The 24,419-nt window shown below is 46.9% G+C and carries 23 protein-coding genes; 19 read left to right on the top strand and 4 right to left on the bottom strand.

The window, feature by feature from the left end; translation table 11 throughout:
* The 4 genes from prmA to thiI all read left to right on the top strand — a co-directional run bounded on the left by prmA (position 1) and on the right by thiI (position 4,145).
* On the top strand, positions 1-957 hold the full coding sequence (prmA, locus tag BQ9856_RS16225; protein WP_077611965.1) for a 50S ribosomal protein L11 methyltransferase: 957 nt from the start codon (positions 1-3) through the stop codon (positions 955-957).
* Positions 958-970: 13 nt separating this feature from the next.
* A complete protein-coding gene (locus BQ9856_RS16220; RefSeq protein ID WP_077611964.1) occupies positions 971-1,717 on the top strand; it encodes a 16S rRNA (uracil(1498)-N(3))-methyltransferase in 747 nt (248 codons plus the stop codon).
* Positions 1,718-1,778: 61 nt separating this feature from the next.
* Positions 1,779-2,933 (top strand): cysteine desulfurase family protein, encoded by a 1,155-nt coding sequence (locus tag BQ9856_RS16215; protein WP_077613409.1) that lies wholly within the window; start codon positions 1,779-1,781, stop codon positions 2,931-2,933.
* Between the two features lie 33 nt (positions 2,934-2,966).
* Complete coding sequence (thiI, locus tag BQ9856_RS16210) at positions 2,967-4,145, top strand: tRNA uracil 4-sulfurtransferase ThiI (RefSeq protein WP_077611963.1); 1,179 nt, start codon at positions 2,967-2,969, stop codon at positions 4,143-4,145.
* Between the two features lie 79 nt (positions 4,146-4,224).
* Here thiI and BQ9856_RS16205 read toward each other — a convergent pair whose 3' ends face one another.
* Entirely contained in the window at positions 4,225-4,458 is a 234-nt protein-coding gene (locus BQ9856_RS16205) for a PTS sugar transporter (protein ID WP_077611962.1), read from the bottom strand.
* A gap of 146 nt (positions 4,459-4,604) precedes the next feature.
* Here BQ9856_RS16205 and mtaB point away from each other — a divergent pair, with 146 nt between their 5' ends.
* The 15 genes from mtaB (at position 4,605) to BQ9856_RS16125 (ending at position 20,136) form a co-directional block, all read left to right on the top strand.
* Positions 4,605-5,975, top strand: coding sequence for a tRNA (N(6)-L-threonylcarbamoyladenosine(37)-C(2))-methylthiotransferase MtaB (mtaB, locus tag BQ9856_RS16200; RefSeq protein ID WP_077611961.1), 1,371 nt, complete (start codon positions 4,605-4,607; stop codon positions 5,973-5,975).
* Positions 5,976-6,055: 80 nt separating this feature from the next.
* Positions 6,056-6,316: an IreB family regulatory phosphoprotein gene (locus BQ9856_RS16195; RefSeq protein ID WP_077611960.1), complete on the top strand. Its 261-nt coding sequence runs from the start codon at positions 6,056-6,058 to the stop codon at positions 6,314-6,316.
* Between the two features lie 129 nt (positions 6,317-6,445).
* On the top strand, positions 6,446-6,877 hold the full coding sequence (ruvX, locus tag BQ9856_RS16190; protein ID WP_077611959.1) for a Holliday junction resolvase RuvX: 432 nt from the start codon (positions 6,446-6,448) through the stop codon (positions 6,875-6,877).
* Entirely contained in the window at positions 6,877-7,158 is a 282-nt protein-coding gene (locus BQ9856_RS16185; protein WP_077611958.1) for a DUF1292 domain-containing protein, read from the top strand. The genes ruvX and BQ9856_RS16185 overlap by 1 nt, the downstream gene beginning before the upstream one ends.
* Positions 7,159-7,290: 132 nt before the next feature.
* Complete coding sequence (locus BQ9856_RS16180) at positions 7,291-7,758, top strand: Fur family transcriptional regulator (protein ID WP_077611957.1); 468 nt, start codon at positions 7,291-7,293, stop codon at positions 7,756-7,758.
* A 15-nt stretch (positions 7,759-7,773) separates the two neighbouring features.
* A complete protein-coding gene (locus tag BQ9856_RS16175) occupies positions 7,774-9,441 on the top strand; it encodes a ribonuclease J (RefSeq protein WP_077611956.1) in 1,668 nt (555 codons plus the stop codon).
* A gap of 49 nt (positions 9,442-9,490) precedes the next feature.
* A complete protein-coding gene (locus BQ9856_RS16170; protein WP_077611955.1) occupies positions 9,491-9,886 on the top strand; it encodes an endolytic transglycosylase MltG in 396 nt (131 codons plus the stop codon).
* Positions 9,883-10,524, top strand: a complete 642-nt coding sequence (locus BQ9856_RS16165; RefSeq protein WP_077611954.1) for an O-methyltransferase — start codon at positions 9,883-9,885, stop codon at positions 10,522-10,524. Before BQ9856_RS16170 ends, BQ9856_RS16165 begins: the two co-directional genes overlap by 4 nt.
* Before the next feature lie 61 nt (positions 10,525-10,585).
* Positions 10,586-11,818, top strand: a complete 1,233-nt coding sequence (locus BQ9856_RS16160; protein ID WP_077611953.1) for a peptidase U32 family protein — start codon at positions 10,586-10,588, stop codon at positions 11,816-11,818.
* Between the two features lie 643 nt (positions 11,819-12,461).
* The gene (locus BQ9856_RS16150; RefSeq protein WP_077611951.1) at positions 12,462-13,286 is read left to right on the top strand and encodes a YdcF family protein; all 825 of its coding nucleotides are present in this window, start codon (positions 12,462-12,464) and stop codon (positions 13,284-13,286) included.
* Positions 13,287-13,321: 35 nt separating this feature from the next.
* A complete protein-coding gene (locus tag BQ9856_RS16145; RefSeq protein WP_077611950.1) occupies positions 13,322-16,246 on the top strand; it encodes an insulinase family protein in 2,925 nt (974 codons plus the stop codon).
* Between the two features lie 17 nt (positions 16,247-16,263).
* Positions 16,264-17,169 carry a GTPase Era gene (gene era / locus BQ9856_RS16140; RefSeq protein WP_077611949.1) on the top strand — a complete coding sequence of 302 codons (906 nt, stop codon included), beginning with the start codon at positions 16,264-16,266 and terminating at the stop codon, positions 17,167-17,169.
* Positions 17,170-17,184: 15 nt separating this feature from the next.
* Positions 17,185-17,841 (top strand): DNA repair protein RecO, encoded by a 657-nt coding sequence (recO, locus tag BQ9856_RS16135; protein WP_077611948.1) that lies wholly within the window; start codon positions 17,185-17,187, stop codon positions 17,839-17,841.
* Positions 17,842-18,103: 262 nt separating this feature from the next.
* Entirely contained in the window at positions 18,104-18,733 is a 630-nt protein-coding gene (locus tag BQ9856_RS16130) for a hypothetical protein (protein ID WP_077611947.1), read from the top strand.
* 14 nt (positions 18,734-18,747) lie between these two features.
* Positions 18,748-20,136: a glycine--tRNA ligase gene (locus BQ9856_RS16125; protein WP_077611946.1), complete on the top strand. Its 1,389-nt coding sequence runs from the start codon at positions 18,748-18,750 to the stop codon at positions 20,134-20,136.
* Positions 20,137-20,637: 501 nt separating this feature from the next.
* Here BQ9856_RS16125 and BQ9856_RS16115 read toward each other — a convergent pair.
* The 3 genes from BQ9856_RS16115 to BQ9856_RS16105 are packed head-to-tail and all read right to left on the bottom strand — an operon-like array spanning position 20,638 to position 24,229.
* Positions 20,638-21,591, bottom strand: coding sequence for an ABC transporter permease (locus BQ9856_RS16115; RefSeq protein ID WP_077611944.1), 954 nt, complete (start codon positions 21,589-21,591; stop codon positions 20,638-20,640).
* Complete coding sequence (locus tag BQ9856_RS16110) at positions 21,588-22,697, bottom strand: ABC transporter permease (RefSeq protein ID WP_077611943.1); 1,110 nt, start codon at positions 22,695-22,697, stop codon at positions 21,588-21,590. The genes BQ9856_RS16115 and BQ9856_RS16110 overlap by 4 nt, the downstream gene beginning before the upstream one ends.
* Entirely contained in the window at positions 22,694-24,229 is a 1,536-nt protein-coding gene (locus BQ9856_RS16105) for an ABC transporter ATP-binding protein (RefSeq protein ID WP_077611942.1), read from the bottom strand. Before BQ9856_RS16105 ends, BQ9856_RS16110 begins: the two co-directional genes overlap by 4 nt.
* Positions 24,230-24,419: the final 190 nt, after the last annotated feature.

Raw genomic sequence — 24,419 nt, 5'->3', positions numbered from 1 at the left:
ATGAAATGGAAGAAATATACGCTGACGACCACGACGGAAGCGGTGGATTTAATCAGCAGCATGTTTGATGAAATAGGGATACAGGGGATTGAAATCGAGGACAATATTCCCCTGACCGAGGCGGAAACCAAAGGTATGTTTATCGACATACTGCCGGAGCTTCCGCCGGATGAGGGCGTTGCGAAAGTCAGCTTTTATCTGGACCCGGATTCCGATACTGAAGGGATGTTAAAGCGTGTGGAAGAAGGGCTTTCAGAGCTTTCCATGTTTACGGACTTAGGGGCATGTACCATAGAGTCCGGCGAGACAGAGGATAAGGACTGGATCAACAACTGGAAACAGTATTTTAAACCATTTACCGTAGATGACATTCTGATTAAGCCTACCTGGGAGGAAGTACCAGAAGAGCACCAGGACAAGCTGCTCATTGAAATTGATCCGGGAACTGCATTTGGAACCGGGCAGCATGAGACGACCCAGCTTTGTATCCGCCAGCTGCGGAAATATGTGACACCGGAAACGGTTCTGCTTGATGTGGGAACCGGAAGCGGCATTCTTGGAATTACCGCTTTAAAGCTGGGAGCGAAGGAAGTGTTCGGAACGGATCTTGATGAGAATGCCATTGCCGCGGTAAAGGAAAACATGTCAGCCAATGACATCGCCGGGGATAAATTTAAGGTTTTACAGGGCAATATCATTGATGACAAAGCGGTTCAGGAAGAAGCGGGATTTTGTAAGTACGATGTGGTTGTGGCCAATATCCTGGCTGACATCATTATCATGCTTCAGAAGGAAATTCCTGTTCATATGAAAAAAGGTGCTGTGTTCATTACTTCCGGTATCATCAATATGAAAGAAGAAGCGGTGAAGAAAGCATTTGCAGAAAATGAAGCCTTTGAGCTGGTGGAAATTACCTATCAGGGTGAGTGGGTCTCTGTAACAGTCAGAAAAAGATAGGAAGAGGCAGCGGATGTATCACTTTTTTGTTAATCAGGATCAGGTCGGACCGGAAACCATCCGGATCACCGGACCGGATGTGAACCACATCAAAAATGTCCTGCGCATGGGCGCCGGAGAACAGGTTTTGATAAGCAACGGTGTGGATAAGGATTATTTATGTGAAATTGTTTCAGTGACTTCCTCAGAAGTGGAGGCAAAGATCCTGTCCGCGGATGAAGGCGGGGGCGAGCTTCCTGCAAAGCTTTATCTGTTCCAGGGACTTCCCAAAAGTGATAAGATGGAGCTCATCATCCAGAAAGCCGTGGAGCTTGGCGTATATCAGATCATTCCGGTAGAGACGAAGCGGGCTGTAGTGAAGCTGGATAAAAAGAAAGAAGAGTCAAAGCTGCGCCGCTGGCTGGCGGTTTCGGAAAGCGCTGCCAAGCAGTCCAAACGTCTTATCATACCGGAGGTTTCGAATGTCATGACCCTTCGGGAGGCACTGGCCTTTGCCGGGGAGTTTGATTTAAGGATCATTCCATTTGAGCATGCCAAAGGTATGGCGGAAACCAGAGAGATTCTGTCCGGAATAAGGCCGGGGATGAGAGTGGGAATTTTTATCGGGCCGGAAGGCGGCTTTGAGGATTCCGAAGTGGAGCTTGCGGAACACTATGGCGCAAAACAGATCACATTGGGAAAACGGATTCTAAGGACGGAGACGGCAGGCCTTGCCATATTATCCGTGCTGGCTTTCCAACTGGAGAGCTTATATGGTTGAAGGGGGTATCCCTTTATGCCCGAAAAGGATGGGCAATAATAAGGAAAGGAGAGTGTCGGATATGGAAGTTTATTTTGATAATTCGGCTACCACCAGAGTGCTGGAGCCGGTAAAAGATATTGTTGTAAAAACCATGACAGAGGATTACGGCAATCCATCCGCCAGGCATAAAAAAGGGATGGATGCGGAACAGTATATCAAAGAAGCGGCGGAAATCATTGCCGGAACCTTAAAAGTCAGCCCAAAGGAGATTGTATTCACATCCGGCGGTTCCGAATCCAACAATATGGCTTTGATCGAAACGGCCATCGCAAATAAAAGGGCGGGGAGCCACATCATCAGTACAGGCATTGAACATGCTTCCGTATACAATCCGCTGGCATTTTTGGAGGAGCAGGGTTTTTCCGTGACTTACCTTTCCGTAAATGCCCATGGACATATTAGCCTGGAGGAGCTGGAGGCGGCCATCCGCCCGGAGACCATTCTGGTTTCCATCATGTATGTAAACAATGAAATCGGTGCAGTTCAGCCCATCGAAGCCATTTCCAGGGTAATAAAAAAGAAAAATCCGGCAATCCTGTTTCATGTGGATGCCATTCAGGCTTATGGAAAATTCGTAATCCGGCCAAAGCGGCAGGGAATTGATCTTTTGTCTGTCAGCGCCCATAAGATTCATGGGCCCAAAGGGGCGGGCTTTTTATACATTGACCAGCGGGTAAAGATAAAGCCTCTGATTTATGGAGGAGGCCAGCAGAGAGGCATGCGTTCCGGTACGGAAAATGTTCCGGGAATCGCAGGTCTGGGCGTGGCGGCTAAAATCATGTATACGGATCACGCAGGGAAGGTGAAGTCCCTGTTAGAAATCAAGGATTATATGATTGACCGTCTTTCGGAAATTTCAGGGGTCACGGTGAACAGCCTTCCCGGTGATTTGTCCGCGCCTCAGATCGTCAGCGCCAGCTTTTCCGGGGTCCGCAGTGAGGTGCTTTTACATGCCCTTGAGGAAAAAGGCGTCTATGTCTCCTCCGGGTCGGCCTGTTCCTCCAACCATCCGGCTGTCAGCGGGACATTAAAGGGGATCGGGGTAAAGCCTGAGCTTCTGGATTCCACGCTGCGGTTCAGTTTCGGTGTTTATAATACCAAAGAAGAAGTGGATTACTGCATCCATGTGCTGAATGAGCTTCTGCCGGTTTTACGGCGCTATCAGAGAGGTTAGTGATCCCAGTTTTTTAGAGAGAAAGGACAACAGATGCAATATAAATCATTTTTAATCAAGTATGCGGAAATCGGCGTAAAGGGAAAAAACCGTTACTTATTTGAGGACGCTCTGGTGACTCAGATCCGCCATTCCTTAAAGAGGGTGGATGGTGATTTTACGGTCTCAAAGGAATCGGGGAGGATCTATGCGTCTGCTGAGTCGGAATATGATTTTGACGAGGTAATAGGAGCTTTGCAATGCATATTCGGCATTGCCGCCATCTGCCCCATGGTTCAGGTGGAGGACAATGGATATGAGGATTTAAAGAAACAGGTATTATCCTATGTGGAGGAATTTTACGAGGATAAGAATTTTACCTTTAAAGTCAATACGCGCAGGGGAAATAAAAAGTATCCGGTAAATTCCGAGCAGATCAACCGGGATTTGGGAGAAGTGATCCTGCACACCTTCCCGGAGACAAAGGTGGATGTCCATAATCCAAAAGTGATGCTTCATGTGGAAGTACGGAATAAAATCAATATTTATTCCCGTGTCATCCCGGGACCCGGCGGTATGCCCGTGGGAACCAACGGAAAAGCCATGCTCCTTTTATCCGGAGGGATCGACAGTCCGGTAGCAGGATATATGGTTGCAAAGCGGGGGGTAAAAATCGACGCTGTTTATTTCCATGCGCCGCCCTATACCAGCGAGCGGGCCAAGCAGAAGGTTGTGGATCTGGCAAAGCTGGTTTCTAAATATTCCGGGCCGGTTCATCTCCATATTGTTAATTTTACGGATATCCAGTTATACATCTACGATAAATGTCCTCACGAAGAGCTTACCATCATTATGAGACGGTACATGATGAGGATCGCGGAGCGTCTGGCACAAGAATGCGGAGCCATGGCCCTTGTTACAGGAGAAAGCATCGGACAGGTGGCTTCCCAGACCATGCAGTCCCTGGCCGCTACCGATGCAGCCTGCACCATACCGGTATTTCGTCCGGTCATCGGCTTTGACAAACAGGAAATCGTGGATGTATCGGAGAAGATCGGTACCTATGAGACCTCTGTTCTTCCGTTCGAGGATTGCTGTACCATTTTTGTGGCAAAGCATCCGGTGACGAAACCGAATTTAAAGATGATTGAGCGGTCGGAGGAAAACTTAAAGGAAAAAATCGATGAGCTGGTTGAGACTGCCATAAGCACTGTCCAAAAGATATGGTGTTAAAGGGAAGAATATAAAAACGGGGTCCGGCTCCTTTTGGAAAAGGCCGGGCCCCATTTTAAACGTATATTTCTTACTGCAGTTAATCGACAATATATGGAGATAAAACGCTTAAGATCTCATCGATATTGCTCTCGGAATGAATGTTTAAATCAATCGGCTTGGATAAATCCAGGCTGAAGATACCCATGATGGATTTTGCATCGATTACGTATCTGCCGGATACCAGATCAAAGTCAGTGTCAAATTTTGTTAAATCGTTTACGAAAGATTTTACTTTGTCGATGGAATTTAAAGATATACGAACTGTTTTCATATGAAAAACCTCCTTGAATTAGCACTTTTTATCAGGGAACCGCCCTTTATTCAATATAATACTACTGATATATTGTATAAAAGTCAATGGTAATTTTACATGAAAATACTGAAAATAAAACGATTATTTAGATAGGAGAAAATGAAATGAGAAAGGCAGCCCTGCATAACCTTGGATGCAAGGTGAATTCATATGAAACAGAGGCTATGCAGCAGCTTCTGGAGAACGCAGGATATGAAATCGTTCCCTTTGCAGAAGGAGCCGATGTTTATATCATCAATACGTGCTCTGTGACCAATATTGCAGACCGCAAGTCCAGACAGATGCTTCACCGCGCTAAAAAAATGAATCCGGGGGCCGTGGTTGTGGCAGCCGGATGCTATGTACAGGCAGCCGGAGAAGAACTGAAAAAGGATGAGGCAGTGGATCTGGTCGTAGGCAATAATAAAAAGACAGAGCTGGTGACCATACTGGAGGATTATTTTGTAAACCGTGAGGAACTGTCAGAGGAGATACCCTACGGGCATACCTTTATGCCAAAAAAGACGGGCAGTAATATGGAAACGGTTATCGACATCGGCGGAACCAGGGAATATGAGAATCTGTCCATTGAACGGATCGCAGGCCATACCAGGGCTTTTATTAAGGTTCAGGATGGCTGCAACCAGTTCTGCAGCTATTGCATCATCCCTTATACCAGAGGACGGGTGAGAAGCCGGAAACCGGATGAGGTGATAGAAGAGGTCAAACGGCTTACCGCTTCCGGCTATCAGGAGGTCGTACTTACCGGAATTCATTTGAGCTCCTATGGAATGGATTTTCCGGAAGAGCAAAGGCTCACTCTCCTGGATCTGATTAAGGGAATTCACGGGATAGATGGCCTCAGACGGATCCGCCTGGGATCATTGGAGCCCCGGATCGTGACCGAAGAGTTCGCCTCCGGCCTTGCCGGCCTTGAAAAAATATGCCCGCACTTCCATTTGTCCCTCCAGAGCGGCTGTAACGGTACTTTGAAGCGGATGAACCGCCATTACACCACGGAGGACTATTTAAGCCGCTGTGAAATTCTGCGGAAGGCATTTAAAAATCCTGCCATCACCACGGATGTGATCGTGGGGTTCCCGGGAGAGACGGAAGAAGAGTTTGAAATGACGAAGGAATATTTAAAGAGCGTTCAGTTCTATGAGATGCATGTTTTTAAATTTTCCAGGAGAAGCGGTACCAGAGCGGCGGCGATGCAGGATCAGATTCCGGAATCCGTAAAAGCAGAGCGAAGCAATGAGCTGCTCCGCCTGGAAGGGGATATGTCCTTAAGCTACCGGAAGTCGTTTCTGGGAACCGGCACGGAGGTGCTCATGGAAGAGGAATATGAATGGAATGGAGTACGTTACATGATCGGCCATACAAGAGAATATGTAAAAGCAGTGGTTCCTTATGAAGAAGGGCTGAAAGGTGCTCTGGTGCAGGGAACCATGGTGGAAATGCTGAATGAAGAGGTTGCATTTTTAAAACGATAAAGGACAAAATTTATTTTTATCTTGCCGAATTCATATTTTTGGTTTAGAATATAGGAGAACAGTTAAAGGACGTGAGAAACATGGGCGATATTCATAATACGCAATTTTTCAGATCAGTGCAGGAAAATAAACTGGACGTAAGCCAGGTTTTGGAACAGGTTTATATTGCCCTTACCGAGAAGGGATATAATCCGATCAACCAGATCGTAGGATATATTATGTCCGGAGATCCTACCTATATTACCAGCCATAAGAATGCCAGAAGTCTTATTATGAAAGTAGAGCGGGATGAGATTCTGGAAGAGCTTATGCGGGTATATATTGATACGATGTTGAAGTAACGACGTGGATAATCTTAAGTCTAGCTGTCAGATGAAGTGGAAGGAGGCGGAGTCTGACAGTTTGTTTTTATACAGTTGGCTGCGGACCAGCTTTGTTTTGTTGCATAAATATTGCGTGGAGAAAAAAATATGAGGATCATGGGACTTGATTACGGCTCTAAGACTGTTGGAGTTGCAGTTTCCGACTTACTTGGTATAACAGCACAAGGGGTGGAAACAATTACGAGAGAAGACGAAAACAAATTGAGAAAAACCTGTGCCCGGATTGAGGAACTGATTCGGGAATATGAGATTGAAACCATTGTTTTGGGTTATCCTAAGAATATGAATAATTCAACAGGTGACCGGGCTGAAAAAACAGAACAGTTTAAGGAAATGCTGATGAGGCGGACCGGGCTGTCCGTTGTTCTCTGGGATGAAAGACTGACAACGGTGGCATCGGAAAGGATTTTACAGGAAAGCGGTGTGAGACGGGAACACCGGAAGGCAGTCATTGATAAGGTGGCAGCAGGACTGATTCTGCAGGGATATTTAGACAGCTTAACAACAGGAGAAAAGTAATGAACAGTGAAGAAAAGAAAATCACCCTGACAACCGATACAGGGGAAGCTGTGGACTTTTATGTTCTGGAAGAAACCAGAATCAACAGTATGAATTATCTGCTGGTAACCGATGCGGCGGATGAGGATGAGGAAGGCGAATGTTACATCTTAAAAGACTTGTCAAAGCGGGATGATGCCGAGGCTTTGTACGAGTTTGTAGAGGATGATAACGAGATAGATTATTTATTTAAGATATTTTCCGAACTGCTTGACGGAGCGGATGTGGATATTGAAGTTTGAAAGAAAAGCATTTTTCAAACTTGAATTTGTGAACGGCGTGCCCTGCTTTACCGGGCGTCAACCGGATATGTAAGCATATCCGCTTGATTCATTCGTACACAAAAATGATGGTGAGTAATTGAGGGACTGTTTATGGAACAGGAAGTTTTTAAGGATATGCTTCGAGAGAAAGGACTCAAGGTGACCAACCAGCGCATGCTGGTACTGGAACTCATGGCAGAGCGCCCCGGGCAGCATCTGACTGCGGAAGAGATCTATGATCTGGCCAGACAGAAATGTCCGGAGATCGGGCTTGCCACGATTTACAGGACCGTGCAGGTACTGGTGGATTTATCAGTCATTGACAAGGTCAGCTTTGACGACGGATTTGCCCGCTATGAATTGGGGGGCTTCGATCGTGAGTCCAGACACCACCATCACCACGCAATTTGCAGCCGATGCGGAAAAGTGTTTTCCTTTAAAGGTGACTTGCTTGATACGCTGGAACAGGCGCTTTTGGATCAGTCAGGGTTTCTTGTGACCGATCATGAAGTGAAGCTTCATGGGTATTGCAGGGAATGCCGGAAGGCAATGGAAGAAGAACAGGACGGAAAATCATAAGATGGAGGTAAAAGATTGAAAAAACAAGACAGCAACGCAAAAGTAAAAATCATTCCTTTAGGCGGAATGGAGCAGATTGGTATGAATATCACTGCTTTTGAATATGAAGACAGCATCATCGTTGTGGACTGCGGACTGGCATTCCCGACCGATGATATGCTCGGAATCGATCTGGTCATACCGGATGTTTCTTATCTCAAACAGAATATTGATAAGGTGAAGGGATTTGTCATTACCCATGGCCACGAGGACCATATCGGTGCCCTTCCCTATATCTTAAGGGACATCAATGTACCGGTTTACGGGACAAAGCTGACCATAGCGCTGATCGAGAACAAATTAAAAGAACATAATTTACTGAAAAATACGAAGAGAAAAGTGATCAAACACGGACAGTCCATTAATTTAGGCTGCTTCCGCATTGAATTTATCAAGACAAACCACAGCATTGCCGATGCTTCCGCCCTTGCCATTTTTTCACCGGCCGGCGTGATCCTGCATACAGGCGACTTTAAGATTGACTATACTCCGGTTTTTGGAGAGCCGGCTGATTTAGAGCGTTTTGCAGAACTGGGCAAAAAAGGCGTTCTGGCTCTCTTATGCGACAGTACCAATGCCACAAGAGCCGGATTCACACCCTCTGAAAAAACCGTAGGGAAAACCTTTGACAACATTTTTGCAGACCATAAGAACAACCGAATCATTGTGGCCACCTTTGCTTCCAACGTAGACCGGGTACAGCAGGTTATCAATTCTGCAGCCAAGTATGGGCGCAAGGCAGTCGTAGAAGGCCGCAGCATGGTCAATGTGATCGGTACGGCAAGCGAGCTTGGCTATATTAACATTCCGGAAGGGACCTTGATTGATATCGACCAGTTAAAAAATTATCCCGATGAGCAGACCGTGCTCATCACGACCGGAAGCCAGGGAGAATCCATGGCAGCCCTTTCCCGTATGGCGGGCAACACCCATAAAAAGATCTCTATTAAACCGAGCGATGTGGTGATTTTAAGCTCCAATCCTATTCCGGGAAACGAAAAGGCAGTCTCCAAGGTCATCAACGAGCTTTCCATGAAGGGAGCCGAGGTGATCTGCGAAGACACCCATGTATCCGGACATGCCTGCCAGGAAGAGATCAAGCTGATGTATGCCCTGGTCCGCCCTAAATATGCCGTTCCTGTTCACGGGGAGTACCGTCATTTGATGGCCCAGAAAAATGTAGTCCAGGCCATGGGCATTCCAAAGGAGAATGTGATCATCATGTCCTCCGGTGATGTGGTGGAACTGGGGCAGGAGTCCTGGGGTATCGTAGACCACGTACAGGCAGGAGGGATCCTGGTGGACGGCCTTGGCGTCGGCGATGTTGGAAATATCGTTTTAAGAGACAGACAGAACCTGGCCCAGAACGGAATTATCGTGGTAGTCCTGACCCTGGAGAAATACTCCAACCAGCTTTTGGCAGGGCCGGATATTGTCTCCAGAGGATTTGTTTATGTGCGGGAATCGGAAGACTTAATGGAAGAAGCCAGAGCCATTGTAAATGACGCTGTTTCCGACTGTCTGGACCGTCACATCAATGACTGGGGTAAGATCAAGAATATCATAAGGGACAGCTTGAGCGATTTCCTCTGGAAGCGCATGAAGCGGAATCCCATGATTCTGCCGATTATTATGGAAGTATAGGGATAAGCGGGAAAGAGCCGTACCTTTAAGGCGAAAGGAGCGGAAGATTATGAGCCGGACAACAAAAGAGATCAACAGAATAACAGGAGCGATCATCGCTATATCAAGCAGGCTCATTGTTCTTGCCCTTGTGGTCCTTCTGCTGTATGAAGGAGTCACCAGAGGATATGAATTCGGCCATGGTATCTTTTATGCTTCCGCTATGGAAGCAGAGCCGGGACGGGATAAGGCAATAACGGTAAATGAAGGGACTTCTGTATCCCAGGCGGCAAAGCTTTTGAAGGATGATGGTCTGATCGCCAATGAATATTCCTTTATCATACAGGCTGAGTTTTTTGGTTATAAGATTATTCCGGGAAGCTATACCTTTAACACTTCCATGACCTCAAAGGAAATCCTTCAGATGATGAATGAGAATACAGAGGAAAAGGAAGAAAAAGAATGATCGTAAATGACAGGATAACGGATTATATCAAATCTCTGGAAGCAGACCGAAGCCCGCTTCTTGAAGAAATCGGGAAAAAGGCCAGACAGACCGGAGTCCCCGTCATAAGGGAAGAAACCGCTGCCTTTTTGCAGACCATGACAGCGGCCATAAAACCAAAGGCCATCCTGGAAATCGGAACGGCAGTCGGCTATTCTACCTTATTAATGGCGGAGGTCATGCCGTCTGACTGCCATATAACAACCATAGAAAAATATGAAAAAAGGATTCCCGAGGCTCAAAGAAATTTTAAAAATGCCGGAGAAACGAACCGGATCACACTGCTTGAGGGGGACGCAGAAGAGATATTAAAGGGGCTTACCGGCCCCTTTGACCTTGTCTTTCTGGATGCAGCCAAAGGACAGTATTTGACCTGGCTTCCACGGATCCTGGAGCTTATGCGGCCAGGCGGCATGTTGATTTCCGACAATGTCCTGCAGGATGGAGACATCATTGAATCCCGCTATGCGGTGGAACGCCGCAACCGTACCATACATTGCCGGATGCGGGAATTTTTATATGAACTGAAACATTCCAGGCAGCTTACGACAACCATTGTCCCCATCGGCGACGGCGTAACCGTCAGCATCTTGGCATAATTTACTTAATGAAGGCAAGAGAATCGAACTTCCTTAAAATATAACACAAGAGAGGATTTTCATGAGAAAGACCGAACTTTTGATACCGGCAGGCAGCTTAGACGTGTTAAAAACCGCAGTGATTTACGGCGCTGACGCTGTCTACATCGGAGGAGAAGCCTTTGGCCTGCGTGCCAAGGCTAAAAATTTTACAAAAGAAGAAATACGGGAAGGAATTGCTTTTGCCCATGAAAAAGGGGTAAAAGTCTACATTACCGCCAACATTCTGGCCCACAATGATGACCTTCCGGGAGTAGAAGAGTACTTTAAGGAATTAAAAGAAACAGGCCCGGATGCCCTGATCATTTCCGATCCCGGCGTTTTTGCCATTGCAAAGCGGATACTGCCGGATATGGAAATCCATATCAGCACCCAGGCCAACAACACCAACTACGGGACCTATCTGTTCTGGTATCAGCTTGGAGCTAAGCGCGTTGTTTCTGCCAGGGAGCTCTCTCTTGCAGAGATAAAGGAAATCCGCCGGAAGATCCCGGAGGAAATGGAAATCGAAAGCTTCATCCACGGAGCCATGTGCATTTCCTATTCCGGCCGCTGCCTCTTAAGCAATTTCATGACAGGAAGAGACGCCAATCAGGGTGCCTGCACCCATCCATGCCGCTGGAAATATTCCATCGTAGAGGAAAAGCGTCCCGGGGAATACATGCCGGTATACGAAAATGAACGCGGAACCTATATCTTCAATTCCAAGGACTTATGCATGATCGAGCACATCCCGGAGATGATGGATGCCGGAATCGACAGCTTCAAAATTGAAGGCCGCATGAAGACTGCCCTTTACGTAGCCACCGTAGCCAGAACCTACCGGAAGGCCATCGACGATTACACCAAAGACCCGGAACTGTACCGGGCTAACATGGAATGGTACCGTTCCGAAATCGGTAAATGCACCTATCGGGAGTTCACTACCGGCTTCTATTTTGGCAAGGCGGATTCCACCACGCAGATTTACGATAACAATACTTATGTAAAAAACTACACCTATCTGGGAACCATTGAAGCCGTCGATGAAAGAGGCTGTGCCCGCATCGAACAGAAAAACAAGTTCACCGTAGGCGAGACCATAGAAGTCATGAAGCCTGACGGCCGGAACTTAGAAGCCATCGTAAAAGCTATTTATGACGAAGAAGGCAGTTCCCAGGAAAGTGCTCCCCACCCACAGCAGGTCCTCTATGTGGACTTAGGTGTGGAAATGGAGCAATACGACATTCTCCGCAGAAGCGAGGCAAAAGGCTGAGAACCTCCGTAAATTTATTTTAATATACAAAAAACCAAAAGTCCCGAACCTTGTGTTTTTTTCATATCTTAAACATCAAAATCATAGGAAAACAGTCATGAAAAGATGGTTACTGCAAATAATAAAGTGGAGGCTGGACTACACAGTCTAAATATTCAGATATTTACAGTTTTATCTTAAATGAGGCCAGCCAGTACGCAGTGGACTTTTTCAAAAACTTTGCCGGGAAAAGAGGCCGGGGGGAGAGCCAGCGGTTGGTTTGCAGGCAGATTAGAGCTTCTTAGGCCGGAAGGGTACAAAAAACATGGGTGAAGGTTGGCCTCAAAGCCAACCTTCAAGGAAACCCGGAGCGCGAATTTCTTTCAGAAATTCGGGCGTAGTTTTCCGGTCCCATGTTTTTTGTGCCCTTCCGGCCTTAGAAGCCCTTCTGCCGAAACTCCAACTGCTGGCTCTCCCCCCGGCCTCTTTTCCCTCAACATTCATTGCCAAAGTCCACGTAACCTCCAGCCAGTAAATTAAAATATAAATCCCCCTTATAATTTTAGTGACAGTTGTAGAATTCCCCATATTGTGGTATGCTATAAAAGAATCATACCCAGAATTTACCTGGGTTTTAAACGTGTAGAAGGAGGCTGGCGTACGTATGGCATGGATCCTGTGGCTGATAGCCGTTTCCTGTATTATTTATTATACTGTGATCGTAATTTATTCGGGGCTTACCACATCGTTTTCATTTATATGGCTTGCGTTTACTGCTATATGCATATTGCTGGCAGTGGGCTGGGAAGCATATATGAAACATAAGGATAAGGTTCCATTATGGATTCCGGTGTCGGTTGTTACCATGTGCTGTACCGGAATTCTGGTATTTATGGTAGTGGAAATACTGGTATTTACCGGAGTAGGTGCCCGTGACACATCCAATCTGGATTATGTCATTGTTCTGGGAGCCAGAGTGAAGGAGACAGGGATCAGCAAATCTTTAAAAAAACGTTTGGATAAAGCCATACAGTATCTGGATGAAAATCCCGGCACGACCCTGGTACTATCCGGCGGACAGGGAGATGATGAGCCTGTCAGCGAAGCAGCGGCCATGCGGGATTATCTGGTGTTTAACGGAGTAAGGGAAGAACAGCTGATTTTAGAGACCCGTTCTTCCAGTACGGTTGAAAATATCGCATACAGCCGTGTGGCGATCGAAGAGGATCAGGCGGAAAAGAAAGCGAAACAACAGAATAATCCGATTTTCATGGAACCCGGAACCTTTGAAGAGGTTCCTGATAAACCGATTAAGATTGGGGTCCTGACCAGTGATTTCCATGTATTCAGGGCACAGCAGATCGCGGAAAAGTGGGGAATTCCGGATATCTACGGCATTTCCTGCGGCTCTGATCCAATTCTTTTTGTACACTTTTGCGTGAGAGAGTGCGTGGCCATATTAAAAGATAAATTAGTGGGCAATATGTAAATAATAAAGATTTTGCAGGAGGAAAAAATACGAAAATGAATCAGTTTAAAAACCTTGCGGCCTATGAGGTTGTGGAAGAAAAGGAAATTAAGGAGATAAACGCATTCGGATGTGTGCTCCGGCATAAAAAGAGCGGGGCGAGAATTTTTACCGTATCCTGCGACGATGAGAACAAGGTGTTTTCCATCGGTTTTCGTACTCCGCCGGCGGACAGTACCGGAGTTGCCCATATACTGGAACACAGTGTGCTGTGCGGTTCCGATAAGTTTCCGGTGAAGGACCCGTTTGTGGAGTTGGTAAAGGGGTCCTTAAACACGTTTTTGAATGCGATGACCTATCCGGATAAAACAGTATATCCGGTAGCGAGCTGCAATGAGAAGGATTTTCAGAATTTAATGAATGTCTACATGGATGCGGTGCTTCATCCAAATATCTATAAAGAACCGAAGATATTCATGCAGGAGGGCTGGCATTATGAACTGGAAAATCCGGAATCCGATCTCATTTACAATGGAGTGGTCTATAACGAGATGAAAGGGGCATTTTCTTCCCCGGAAGAAGTTCTGGACCGCCACACAAGAAAAACTCTTTTCCCGGATAACTGCTATGGCCAGGAATCAGGGGGGGATCCTGCTTTTATTCCGGATCTGACTTATGAAAATTTTCTGAATTTTCATAGGAGATACTATCATCCTTCCAACAGCTATATTTACCTGTATGGGGATATGGATATGGAGGAGAAGCTTACCTGGCTTCATGAAGAATATCTAAGCCATTACGATGAGATTTCCATTGATTCCAGAATTACAAGGCAGGAGCCATTTAAAGAACCGGTGGAGGATGAGATATTTTACTCCATTACAGAAGGGGAATCAGAGGAAAATGCCACCTACCTTTCCGTCAGTACGGTGGCAGGTACGGATCTGGACCCGAAGCTATACATCGCATTCCAGATTCTGGAGTACACCCTGCTTGATGCGCCGGGAGCGCCTTTAAAGCAGGCCCTCATTGATGCCGGAATCGGTCAGGACATTCTGGGCGGATATGACAGCGGCATTCTCCAGCCTTATTTTTCCGTCATTGCCAAAAATGCAAACCGGGAGCAGAGAGGGGAATTTCTGGCCGTTATAAAGGGGACGCTGCGGAAACTGGCAGATGAGGGGATCAATAAGAAAAGCCTGAGGGCCGGAATGAATTATTACGAATTCCGTTACCGGGAAGCGGATTACGGTTCTGCACCAAAGGGCCTGATGTACGGGCTCCAGTGCATGGACAGCTGGCTTTATGACGGGGATCCGATGATGCACTTAGAATACCAGAAAACCTTTGACTACTTGAAAAAAGTGGTGGATGACGGATATTTTGAGCAGCTTATCCGGGAATACCTTCTGGATAATCCGTTTGAAGTATTTTTAACCGTAAGCCCCAGGAAGAACCTGACAGCAATGGAGGAGGAGAAGACGGCAAAGAAACTGGCGGCCTACAAAGCTTCCCTTTCCGAAGAAGAGATCCGTTTGCTGGTTTTACAGACCCGTTCCTTAAAGGAATACCAGGAAACCCCGTCTCCGCAGAAGGATCTGGAGAAAATTCCAATGCTTCGGAGAGAAGATATAAGCGGAGAGCCGGAAGCGATCATATGGGATGAAAAAGAGGTCCATGGAGTAAAGGTGATCCATCATGATATGTTTACATCCGGAATCGGATATTTGAAAGTCCTGTTTGATACCTCTGCCGTTCCGGTAGAAGATCTGCCTTATGTCGGATTTTTAAAGTCCCTGTTAGGTTATGTGAACACAGAGAATTTTACCTATGGGGACTTAACCAGTGAAATCCATTTAAACAGCGGCGGTGTCAGCTTCAGCGTCACCTCTTATCCTGATTTAAAGAATAAGGGACAGTTTAAGGGGTATTTTATGGCCAGTGCCAGAGTGATGTATGAGAAGCTGGATTTCGGTTTCTCCATTCTTGCAGAGATCCTGACCCGTTCCATTTTGGATGATGAAAAGCGTATGGGCGAAGTGATCAGTGAAACCAGGTCAAGAGCAAGGATGAAGCTTGAGGGTTCCTGCCATTCGGCGGCAGTAGCCAGAGCCACCTCTTATTTTTCCGCCACCTCTTACTTTAACGATCTGACCGGAGGAATCGGATACTATGAATTTCTGGAAAAGCTGGAGAAAGAATACCCGGTCCACAAGCAGGAGATCATTGCCCGGTTTAAAGCGGTCATGAAAAAGCTTTTCACTTCCCAAAACATGCTGGTCAGCTACACGGCAAATGAGGAAGGCTATAAGCTTCTTCCCGGTGCACTGGGCAAGCTTTCGGATGTACTGCCGGAAGGAGAGGAAAAACACTACCCATTCACCTTCCCGGCAGGCAAGCGGAACGAAGGCTTCTGCACTGCTTCCCAGGTCAACTATGTAGCCAGGTGCGGATCCTTTGCAGAAAGCGGCCTGGAATATACCGGCGCTCTTAAAATATTAAAGGTCATTTTAAGCTATGATTACCTTTGGATCAATTTAAGGGTCAAGGGCGGTGCTTATGGCTGCATGAGCGGCTTCGGCCGTTCCGGGGAAGGGTATTTGACCTCCTACCGGGATCCGAATTTAAGAGAGACAAACCGGATATACGACGGAATCGTAGATTATTTAAAGAATTTCCAGGTAGAGGACCGTGACATGACCAAATACGTCATCGGTACCATCAGCGATATGGATGTGCCCTACCCGCCATCGACCAGGGGCAATCGCGGTCTTTCCGCGTATTTATCCGGCGTGGACCGGGAAATGATGGAAAAAGAGAGGGAAGAGGTGTTAAACGCCACCCAGGAAGACATCCGCAGACTGGCACCTATTGTAAAAGCGGTTCTGGATACGGGAAGTCTCTGCGTCATCGGCAATGAAGATAAGCTGACCGCGGATAAGGAGCTGTTTGGAGAGATCAAGAACTTATTCCACTCATGAAACAAAGGAGAACCTATATGGAAAACAACTATAAATCAGGCTTTGTTACCCTGATCGGGCGTCCGAATGTGGGAAAGTCCACCCTGATGAACCATCTTGTAGGCCAGAAGATCGCCATAACTTCCGATAAGCCCCAGACCACCAGAAACCGGATCCAGACCGTGTATACCGATGAAAGGGGGCAGATCATCTTTCTTGATACCCCCGGAATCCACAAGGCGAAAAACAAGCTGGGCGAATATATGGTAAATGTGGCGGAGCGCACCTTAAAGGAGGTGGATGTGATATTGTGGCTGGTGGAGCCGACCACTTACATCGGAGCAGGCGAGCAGCATATTGCGGAGCAGTTAAGACAGGTGAAAACTCCGGTTATCCTGGTTATCAATAAAATCGATACGGTAAAAAACCAGGAAGAGATCCTGACATTTATCAATGCTTATAAGGATATCTGCGGGTTTGCGGAAATCGTGCCGGTTTCCGCCTTAAAGGACAAAAATACGGACTTAATGCTGGAACTGATTTATAAATACCTTCCAAGCGGACCTCAGTATTACGATGAAGATACGGTAACGGATCAGCCCATGCGGCAGATTTCGGCGGAGCTCATAAGGGAGAAAGCCCTGCGTCTTTTAAACGATGAGATTCCCCATGGCATCGCGGTAACGGTAGAGAAGATGAAGGAACGGGATAACGGCATCATAGACATTGACGCCACCATCGTCTGCGAGCGGGAATCCCATAAGGGAATCATCATCGGAAAGGGCGGTCTCATGCTGAAAAAGATCGGCAGCTCGGCCCGCAGGGAGATCGAGGATATGATGGATACAAAGGTGAATTTACAGCTTTGGGTAAAAGTAAGGAAAGAGTGGCGCGACAGCGAGCTGTATATGAAAAATTATGGATATAATGAAAAAGACATCTAAAAGCGGTGGTAGGAATTGAGGGAAGTTGAAAAGCTGACGGGGATGGTAATAAAGGTATCCCCGGTCGGGGAAATGGATAAACGCCTTGTGATACTCACCAGGGAAAGAGGAAAGATTACCGCATTTGCCAGAGGAGCCAGAAGGCCAGGCAATCCGCTTATGGCGGTAAGCCGCCCCTTTGCCTTCGGACAGTTCTCTCTTTACGAAGGCAGGGACTCTTACACCCTTAGGTCGGCGGAAATCACCAATTATTTTGAAGAACTGGCCCTGGATGTGGAAGGGACCTGCTATGGATCCTATTTTCTGGAGCTGGCCGATTATTACGCCCGGGAAAATATGGATGGGACGGGGTTTTTAAAGCTGCTTTACCAGTCCATACGGGCTCTTTTAAAGCCGGCGCTGAAAAATGAACTGGTGCAGAGGGTATTTGAGCTGAAAGCAATGGTGTTAAACGGGGAATATACGGAAACCCCTCCCCGCCCTGTCAGCGATTCAGCCAACTATGCATGGGAATATGTGATCGCATCCCCGGCAGAGCACCTTTATACCTTTACATTAACGGAACCGGTATTAGAGGAATTCAGCCACTGCGTGGAAATCAACAAGAAACGCTATGTAGACCGGGAATTTCATTCCCTTGAGATTTTAGAGGTCATGATGGGAAAGTATTGAAATGATGGGTGGTATTTGGTATAATGTCCACGTATGCTATGAGCAGTGCGAATCAGGACACGGAAAATTTTTCGTTGTGCTTGCACATAAGAAAAATTTTCCGTGTCCTGATTCATAGGGCGAATGCCCGTGAGCGATGGAATCCGCAGGATTCCATCGCTGCACTGCGGATTCGCGGATATCAGTGAGTCTTTTGCACCGCGTATACGTGGATAGCAGTGCGAATCCGCAGCACTGCCGATTCAATGCAGGAGGAATATGAATGAAAAAGAAGAAAGCGGTTCTGGCAGTCCTTGTCGCTGCAGGAATGCTGACGGGCTGCTTGGGCGATGGCGGAAGCAGCACCTTGAATGGGGAAAGCAGCAGAATATTTGTAACAGAAGAAGGAATACTCAAGACTTCAACAGTAGAAGCCTATGCGGATCAGGACTATTATAATGCAGAAGAATTAAAGGCTTATCTGGAAGAAGCCGTTTCGGCTTACAATGGAACCCATGGCCAGGGGGCAGTTACCCTTGATTCCTGCACCATGGAAAAGGGCAGCGCCCAAATGATTTTCCGATACGGGTCAGGAAACGATCTGGCCGGCTTTGCTTCTGAGTATGAGGATAAAGCAAACCAGGTGGATTCCATCGCTGTAACCTCCCTTTCGGATGTCTTAGGGCAGACCGAGTCAGAAGGAACCGTATTTGTAAAGGCTTCGGATGGAAAACAGGCAGATAAGAAAGCCTTGTCAAGCAAGGGAGAAAGCCATGCCGTGGTCGTGGAGACACAAAATCCTGTCACAATACAGACCCAGGGAAAGCTTTTATTTATTTCCGGTAATGCAATTGTTAAGGATCGTCATACCGTTCAGATATCACAGGGAAAAAGTTACATCATATTTAAATAAGAGAGGTTAAGATCATGGAAAAGACAATGGAAAAGATTGTGGGGCTTGCAAAATCAAGAGGATTTGTGTATCCTGGCTCTGAGATTTACGGCGGCCTTGCGAATACCTGGGATTACGGCAACCTGGGAGTGGAGCTTAAAAACAATGTAAAAAAGGCATGGTGGCAGAAATTCGTTCAGGAGAGCCCGTATAATGTTGGGGTGGACTGCGCTATATTGATGAATTCCCAGACATGGATCGCATCCGGACATCTGGGAGGCTTCTCTGATCCTCTTATGGACTGTAAGGCATGTAAGGAGCGTTTCCGTGCGGATAAGCTGATTGAAGATTATCTGGCTGAGAACAACATTGAAATCGAGGGTTCCGTGGATGCATGGTCCCAGGAAGAGATGAAAAGCTACATCGATGAAAAGAACATATGCTGCCCAAGCTGCGGGAAGCATGATTTTACGGATATCCGCCAGTTCAACTTAATGTTCAAGACATTTCAGGGTGTTACCGAGGATGCGAAGAACACCGTGTACTTACGGCCTGAGACAGCACAGGGTATTTTTGTAAACTTTAAAAACGTACAGAGAACCTCCCGTAAGAAGATTCCATTCGGCATCGGACAGATCGGGAAGTCCTTCCGCAATGAGATCACTCCCGGTAACTTCACATTCCGTACAAGAGAATTTGAGCAGATGGAACTGGAATTTTTCTGTGAGCCGGATACGGATCTGGAGTGGTTTGCATATTGGAAAGAATTCTGCATCAGCTGGTTAAAGAACCTGGGAATCAAGGAAGAGGAAATGCGTGCCAGAGACCATGAGAAGGAAGAACTCTCTTTCTACAGCAAGGCAACCACAGATATCGAATTCTTATTCCCATTCGGATGGGGTGAGTTATGGGGAATCGCTGACCGGACTGATTACGACCTGACCCAGCATCAGAATACTTCCGGACAGGATCTGACTTATTTTGATGATGAGAAGAAGGAACGTTATGTCCCCTATGTCATTGAACCATCACTGGGCGCAGACCGTGTGACGCTTGCCTTCCTTTGCGCGGCATACGATGAGGAGGAGATCGCGGAAGGAGATGTGCGTACCGTGCTTCATTTCCATCCTGCCATTGCGCCGGTCAAAATCGGTGTGCTGCCTCTTTCCAGAAAGCTGAACGAAGGTGCGGAAAAGGTATTTGAAGAGCTGTGCAAGTATTACAACTGCGAATTTGACGACAGAGGAAACATTGGAAAACGTTATAGAAGACAAGATGAAATCGGTACGCCGTTCTGTATTACCTATGATTTTGATTCAGAGGAAGACCATGCTGTAACCGTGCGGGACCGTGATACCATGGATCAGGTCAGAGTACCGATTGCGGAGCTTAGAAGCTATTTTGAGGATAAGTTCCGTTTCTAGGTATAATTATTTAATGAAGTCAGGCAAAAGCGCGGACCGGATTTGGAAAATCAGCCTTTTGGCTGCCTTCAGGCTTGCCAGTGACGATAGTGACGACTAGCATGAAGAAAGCCCCAGAGCTCGCATCTCTGGGGCTTTCGCTTTGTGTCCAGCTTGGACATAGCTTCATTCTTTGCCTACTGGCATTATATCATATGCCGTGGACAAAATCAAGTATACCCTATTTTAAGTTTTTTAAACCTGCCTGTGTACGAAACCGCTGATCCAGGTACCCAGAATGCTTCCATGGGCCCGGTCCAGGAGAAATCTGGATATCCGGTACTTGCCGGGGGTGATTCCATGTAGGAGGAACCGGAACCGGACAGGAGGGGCATTGAACAGGTACGCCGTCATCAGGAAGCCTTAAGAAGGGCAATTGAAGAATAGAAAACGAAGGGAAAAGCCGGTAAAGTCATTGCAGCATGTGCAGTGGTTCTGCCGGCTTTTGTTCCCCATGTTTGTTTACCTCTGTCCCTTATCATAAGGAATCCCCTCTGCTTTAGGAGCCTGAGAGTTCCTGGAGGTGAAGATCAGTACGATCAATGTGATGATATAAGGTACCATCTTATAGAAATAGCTTGGAATCCCCAGTGCATTTAAGAACGGGATTCCGGAATAAGCAGATGCAACAGCCTTCATCAGTCCGAAGAAAAGAGAGGCAAACATGATATTAACCGGCTTCCACTGGCCGAAGATCAAAACGGCCAGAGCAAGGAATCCGTATCCTGCCACGTCTGCGTTGAAATTAGTGGAGGTCGGAACCACAAAGACCAGTCCGCCAAGTCCGCCCAAAGCTCCGGATATCAATACACCTGCGTACTGCATGTGGTATACGTTAATACCGGCTGCATCGGCTGCATGGGGATGCTCGCCGCAGGCGCGGAGTCTTAAGCCAAACCGGGTTTTATAAAGGACCACGGTAGAGAGCACGAAGATCGCGATGCCGATGTAGGTGGTGAGATAAGCGTTCTGGAACAGAAGAGGGCCGATAAACGGAATTCTGCCCAGTACAGGAACAGAGGTGACGCGGAAGGTGTTGGTAAACTGTACCTGCTGGATCCCCTGAATGACACGGGCCACGAAAATGGCAAAGGCAGGAGCAAACATGTTTAAAGCCGTACCGCTGATAACCTGATTGGATTTCATATTGATGGAAGCGTAGGCATGGAACAGGGAAAATACCATGCCGGCCGCCATGGAAATCAGCACAGCGATGATGAGCTGGAGCTGTCCGCTCATGGAGCCGCCGGTCATATTGATAAACAGAATTCCGGTAAATGCACCCATGGTCATAATGCCTTCCAGAGCGATGTTGACGATGCCGCTCCGTTCGGAGAACATGGCTCCCAAAGCTACGATCATGAGAGGAATCATGAAATACATGGTCTGTTGGAAAATGAAATAGATTACGTTCATGATTTCGTTCCTCCTTCCTTTGCTGCTTCTGTTTTCGCACCTTTCTGCTTTTGGATCTTAGAGATAAGAATCTTTACCATCAGGGCAAAGGCGCTGAAATAGATGATGACCGCCACGATGATGTCTATGATCTCCGTTGAAAATTCAAATAGCTGTAAGTAAAAGCCTCCGGCTGTTAAATATGCGATAAAGATACCGGAGAACAGCACTCCAATGGGGTTGCTTAAACCCAGTAATGCAACGGAAATGCCCGTAAAGCCTTCCGATGCCAGCACATCCTTGATCTCGATATGTTTTCCGGTGCCGGCAAGATACAAAAGCCCGCCGGCCAGTCCGGCGATGGCACCTGCAATCACCATGGACATGATAATGCTCTTTTTCTCATTGATGCCTGCGTATTTGCTGGCATCCCGGTTAAAACCAACAGCTTTCAATTCATAACCAAAAGTCGTTTTATTAAGAAGGACCCAGATCAGAATAACGACCAGGATCGCGATAAGGATCCCTCCGTTCACACTTGAGCCCGGGAATATCTTGTCAAGCCCCATCTTGGGGATGTTGGCGGTCACCGCTACATTGCGGGATTCATTGCGCAGGTTGTTAAACAAAGGCTTATAGCTTTTTACGATCCAGTTTACCAGATACATGCCGATGTAGTTCATCATAATGGAGGCGATCACTTCGTTTACGTTAAAATATGCCTTTAATAGTCCGGGAACAAGGCCCCATACCGCTCCCATGATGACGCTGGCAAGAAGAGCGGCCACCCAGTGGGCCGGTCCTAAGGACGTCCACAGGATACCAACATAAACAGCTCCAAAGCCGCCCATAATGAACTGACCGGGAGTTCCGATGTTAAAAAGCCCTGTTTTGAAAGCAAATCCCACAGAAAGTCCGGTCAGGATGATGGGAGTTGCATAGTAGAAAACCTGTCCCACGCCTTTGGCTCCATGGGTAAACGCACCGGACAAAATAGTAGCAAATCCGGGAAGTGCCTGTTCCGGATTGCAGAGAAGCAGGATAATAAAGCCCACGATAAGTCCGAGCACAATGGCAAAGATGGAAGAGAGAATGCCTGTATGATTCTTTATCTGTTTGGGTTTCATGATTTGCCACCTTCTTTCTTTGCGCCTGCCATATAAAGACCTAATTCCTGAACCGTGATGCTCTTGGGGTCTAAGTCGGCTACGACTCCGCCCTCATACATGACCAGAATCCGGTCGCTTAAATTCATGACTTCGTCTAATTCCAGGGATACCAGCAGGATTGCCGCTCCTGCATCCCTTTGTTTTATCAGCTGTTTGTGAATATATTCTATGGCCCCCACATCTAAGCCCCGGGTGGGCTGAACGGCCAGAAGGATATCCGGCGCTTTTGAGATTTCCCTTGCTACGATGGCCTTTTGCTGGTTGCCGCCCGACATGCTGCGGGCAGTGGTAAAGGGTCCTTCACTGCTTCTTATATCATAATCCCGGATCAGCTTTTCTGCGTATTCATAAATCTTATCGTTCTTTAAAAAGGTACTGCTTTGGAATTCCTTTTCAAAATACTGCTGAAGCACCAGATTATAGGCCAGGTTATAATCCAGTACAAGACCGTGCTTATGGCGGTCCTCCGGAATATGGGACAGCCCGTGAGTGCTCTTGTAACGGATGCTCTTTTTTGTTACATCATCTCCGTTAATGGTAACTGTACCGGCACTCATATCGGAAATCCCTGTGATGGCATGGATCAGTTCGGTCTGTCCGTTGCCGTCAATACCGGCGATGCAGACGATCTCGCCTCTTCTTACCTGAAAGGAAACATCGTGGACCAGCTTTTTGGTGTGTCCTTCTTTCCTTGCTTCCACGGAAAGATCCTTTACTTCCAGTACGACCTCCCCGGGTTTTGAAGGATTCTTGTCGACGGTCAGATTTACCTTACGGCCAACCATCATCTCTGACATTTCCTCGGGCGTTGTTTCTGCTACCTCTACGGTTCCAATATATTTACCGCGGCGCAGGACGGAACAGCGGTCCGCAACCGACTTGATTTCATTAAGCTTGTGGGTGATGAACAGAATGGACTTGCCTTCCTTGACCAGATATCTCATGATCTGCATCAGTTCATCGATTTCCTGAGGGGTCAGAACCGCAGTCGGTTCATCAAATATCATGATTTCGTTGTCTCGGTAAAGCATTTTTAAAATCTCGACCCTTTGCTGCATGCCAACGGTAATATCCGATATGAGCGCATCCGGGTCCACGAACAATTTGTATTTTTCACTTAATTCCATAACCTTTTTGCGCGCATCATCCATTTTTAAAAAGCCGCGCTTTGTTGTTTCCATGCCCAGAACGATGTTCTGAAGTACGGTAAAATTCTCGACCAGCTTAAAATGCTGGTGAACCATGCCGATCCCCAGCCCATTGGCATCCAGAGGGCCGGTGATCTTTTCTTCCTTATCCCGAACTTTGATGACGCCCTTTTCCGGCTGGTACAGACCGAATAAGACACTCATGAGAGTGGATTTCCCTGCACCGTTCTCACCAAGCAGGGCGTGTATCTCGCCTTTCTTTAACTGCAGAGTTATGTCATCATTGGCGATGATACCGGGAAATTCTTTTGTGATATGAAGCATCTCGATAATATAATCCATAAAATCCCCCTTATTTCGGTACCTGTCTATGGAACCCGGTACCAGGTTAGTAAAATATTCCTTGGCATTTTTCGGCTTTTATGAAAAATAAAAAGGAGATGCCGTAAGAGACCAGGTCTGTTCTGACTGGTGAATCAAACGGCATCTCCTTTCCTCTTTCTTTGCCCACGCTTTTTGGGCATAAAGGTAT

Origin of the sequence: Clostridium sp. Marseille-P2415, from assembly GCF_900155545.1 — a bacterium.
Classification (GTDB): domain Bacteria; phylum Bacillota; class Clostridia; order Lachnospirales; family Lachnospiraceae; genus Lacrimispora.
The sequence above is the reverse complement of the archived record's forward strand: the minus strand, read 5'-3'. Positions and strand labels throughout refer to the sequence as shown.

Excerpts from the sequence above, each read along its gene's own strand:
- BQ9856_RS16180 (WP_077611957.1), top strand. The coding sequence starts at position 7,291 with ATGGAACAGGAAGTTTTTAAGGATATGCTTCGAGAGAAAGGACTCAAG.
- BQ9856_RS16205 (WP_077611962.1), bottom strand. The coding sequence starts at position 4,458 with ATGAAAACAGTTCGTATATCTTTAAATTCCATCGACAAAGTAAAATCT.
- BQ9856_RS16150 (WP_077611951.1), top strand. The coding sequence starts at position 12,462 with ATGGCATGGATCCTGTGGCTGATAGCCGTTTCCTGTATTATTTATTAT.
- BQ9856_RS16170 (WP_077611955.1), top strand. The coding sequence starts at position 9,491 with ATGAGCCGGACAACAAAAGAGATCAACAGAATAACAGGAGCGATCATC.
- BQ9856_RS16185 (WP_077611958.1), top strand. The coding sequence starts at position 6,877 with ATGAACAGTGAAGAAAAGAAAATCACCCTGACAACCGATACAGGGGAA.
- BQ9856_RS16145 (WP_077611950.1), top strand. The coding sequence starts at position 13,322 with ATGAATCAGTTTAAAAACCTTGCGGCCTATGAGGTTGTGGAAGAAAAG.
- BQ9856_RS16165 (WP_077611954.1), top strand. The coding sequence starts at position 9,883 with ATGATCGTAAATGACAGGATAACGGATTATATCAAATCTCTGGAAGCA.
- BQ9856_RS16215 (WP_077613409.1), top strand. The coding sequence starts at position 1,779 with ATGGAAGTTTATTTTGATAATTCGGCTACCACCAGAGTGCTGGAGCCG.
- BQ9856_RS16195 (WP_077611960.1), top strand. The coding sequence starts at position 6,056 with ATGGGCGATATTCATAATACGCAATTTTTCAGATCAGTGCAGGAAAAT.
- BQ9856_RS16220 (WP_077611964.1), top strand. The coding sequence starts at position 971 with ATGTATCACTTTTTTGTTAATCAGGATCAGGTCGGACCGGAAACCATC.
- thiI (WP_077611963.1), top strand. The coding sequence starts at position 2,967 with ATGCAATATAAATCATTTTTAATCAAGTATGCGGAAATCGGCGTAAAG.
- BQ9856_RS16130 (WP_077611947.1), top strand. The coding sequence starts at position 18,104 with ATGAAAAAGAAGAAAGCGGTTCTGGCAGTCCTTGTCGCTGCAGGAATG.
- mtaB (WP_077611961.1), top strand. The coding sequence starts at position 4,605 with ATGAGAAAGGCAGCCCTGCATAACCTTGGATGCAAGGTGAATTCATAT.
- era (WP_077611949.1), top strand. The coding sequence starts at position 16,264 with ATGGAAAACAACTATAAATCAGGCTTTGTTACCCTGATCGGGCGTCCG.
- BQ9856_RS16160 (WP_077611953.1), top strand. The coding sequence starts at position 10,586 with ATGAGAAAGACCGAACTTTTGATACCGGCAGGCAGCTTAGACGTGTTA.
- BQ9856_RS16115 (WP_077611944.1), bottom strand. The coding sequence starts at position 21,591 with ATGAACGTAATCTATTTCATTTTCCAACAGACCATGTATTTCATGATT.
- BQ9856_RS16105 (WP_077611942.1), bottom strand. The coding sequence starts at position 24,229 with ATGGATTATATTATCGAGATGCTTCATATCACAAAAGAATTTCCCGGT.
- ruvX (WP_077611959.1), top strand. The coding sequence starts at position 6,446 with ATGAGGATCATGGGACTTGATTACGGCTCTAAGACTGTTGGAGTTGCA.
- BQ9856_RS16125 (WP_077611946.1), top strand. The coding sequence starts at position 18,748 with ATGGAAAAGACAATGGAAAAGATTGTGGGGCTTGCAAAATCAAGAGGA.
- prmA (WP_077611965.1), top strand. The coding sequence starts at position 1 with ATGAAATGGAAGAAATATACGCTGACGACCACGACGGAAGCGGTGGAT.
- BQ9856_RS16110 (WP_077611943.1), bottom strand. The coding sequence starts at position 22,697 with ATGAAACCCAAACAGATAAAGAATCATACAGGCATTCTCTCTTCCATC.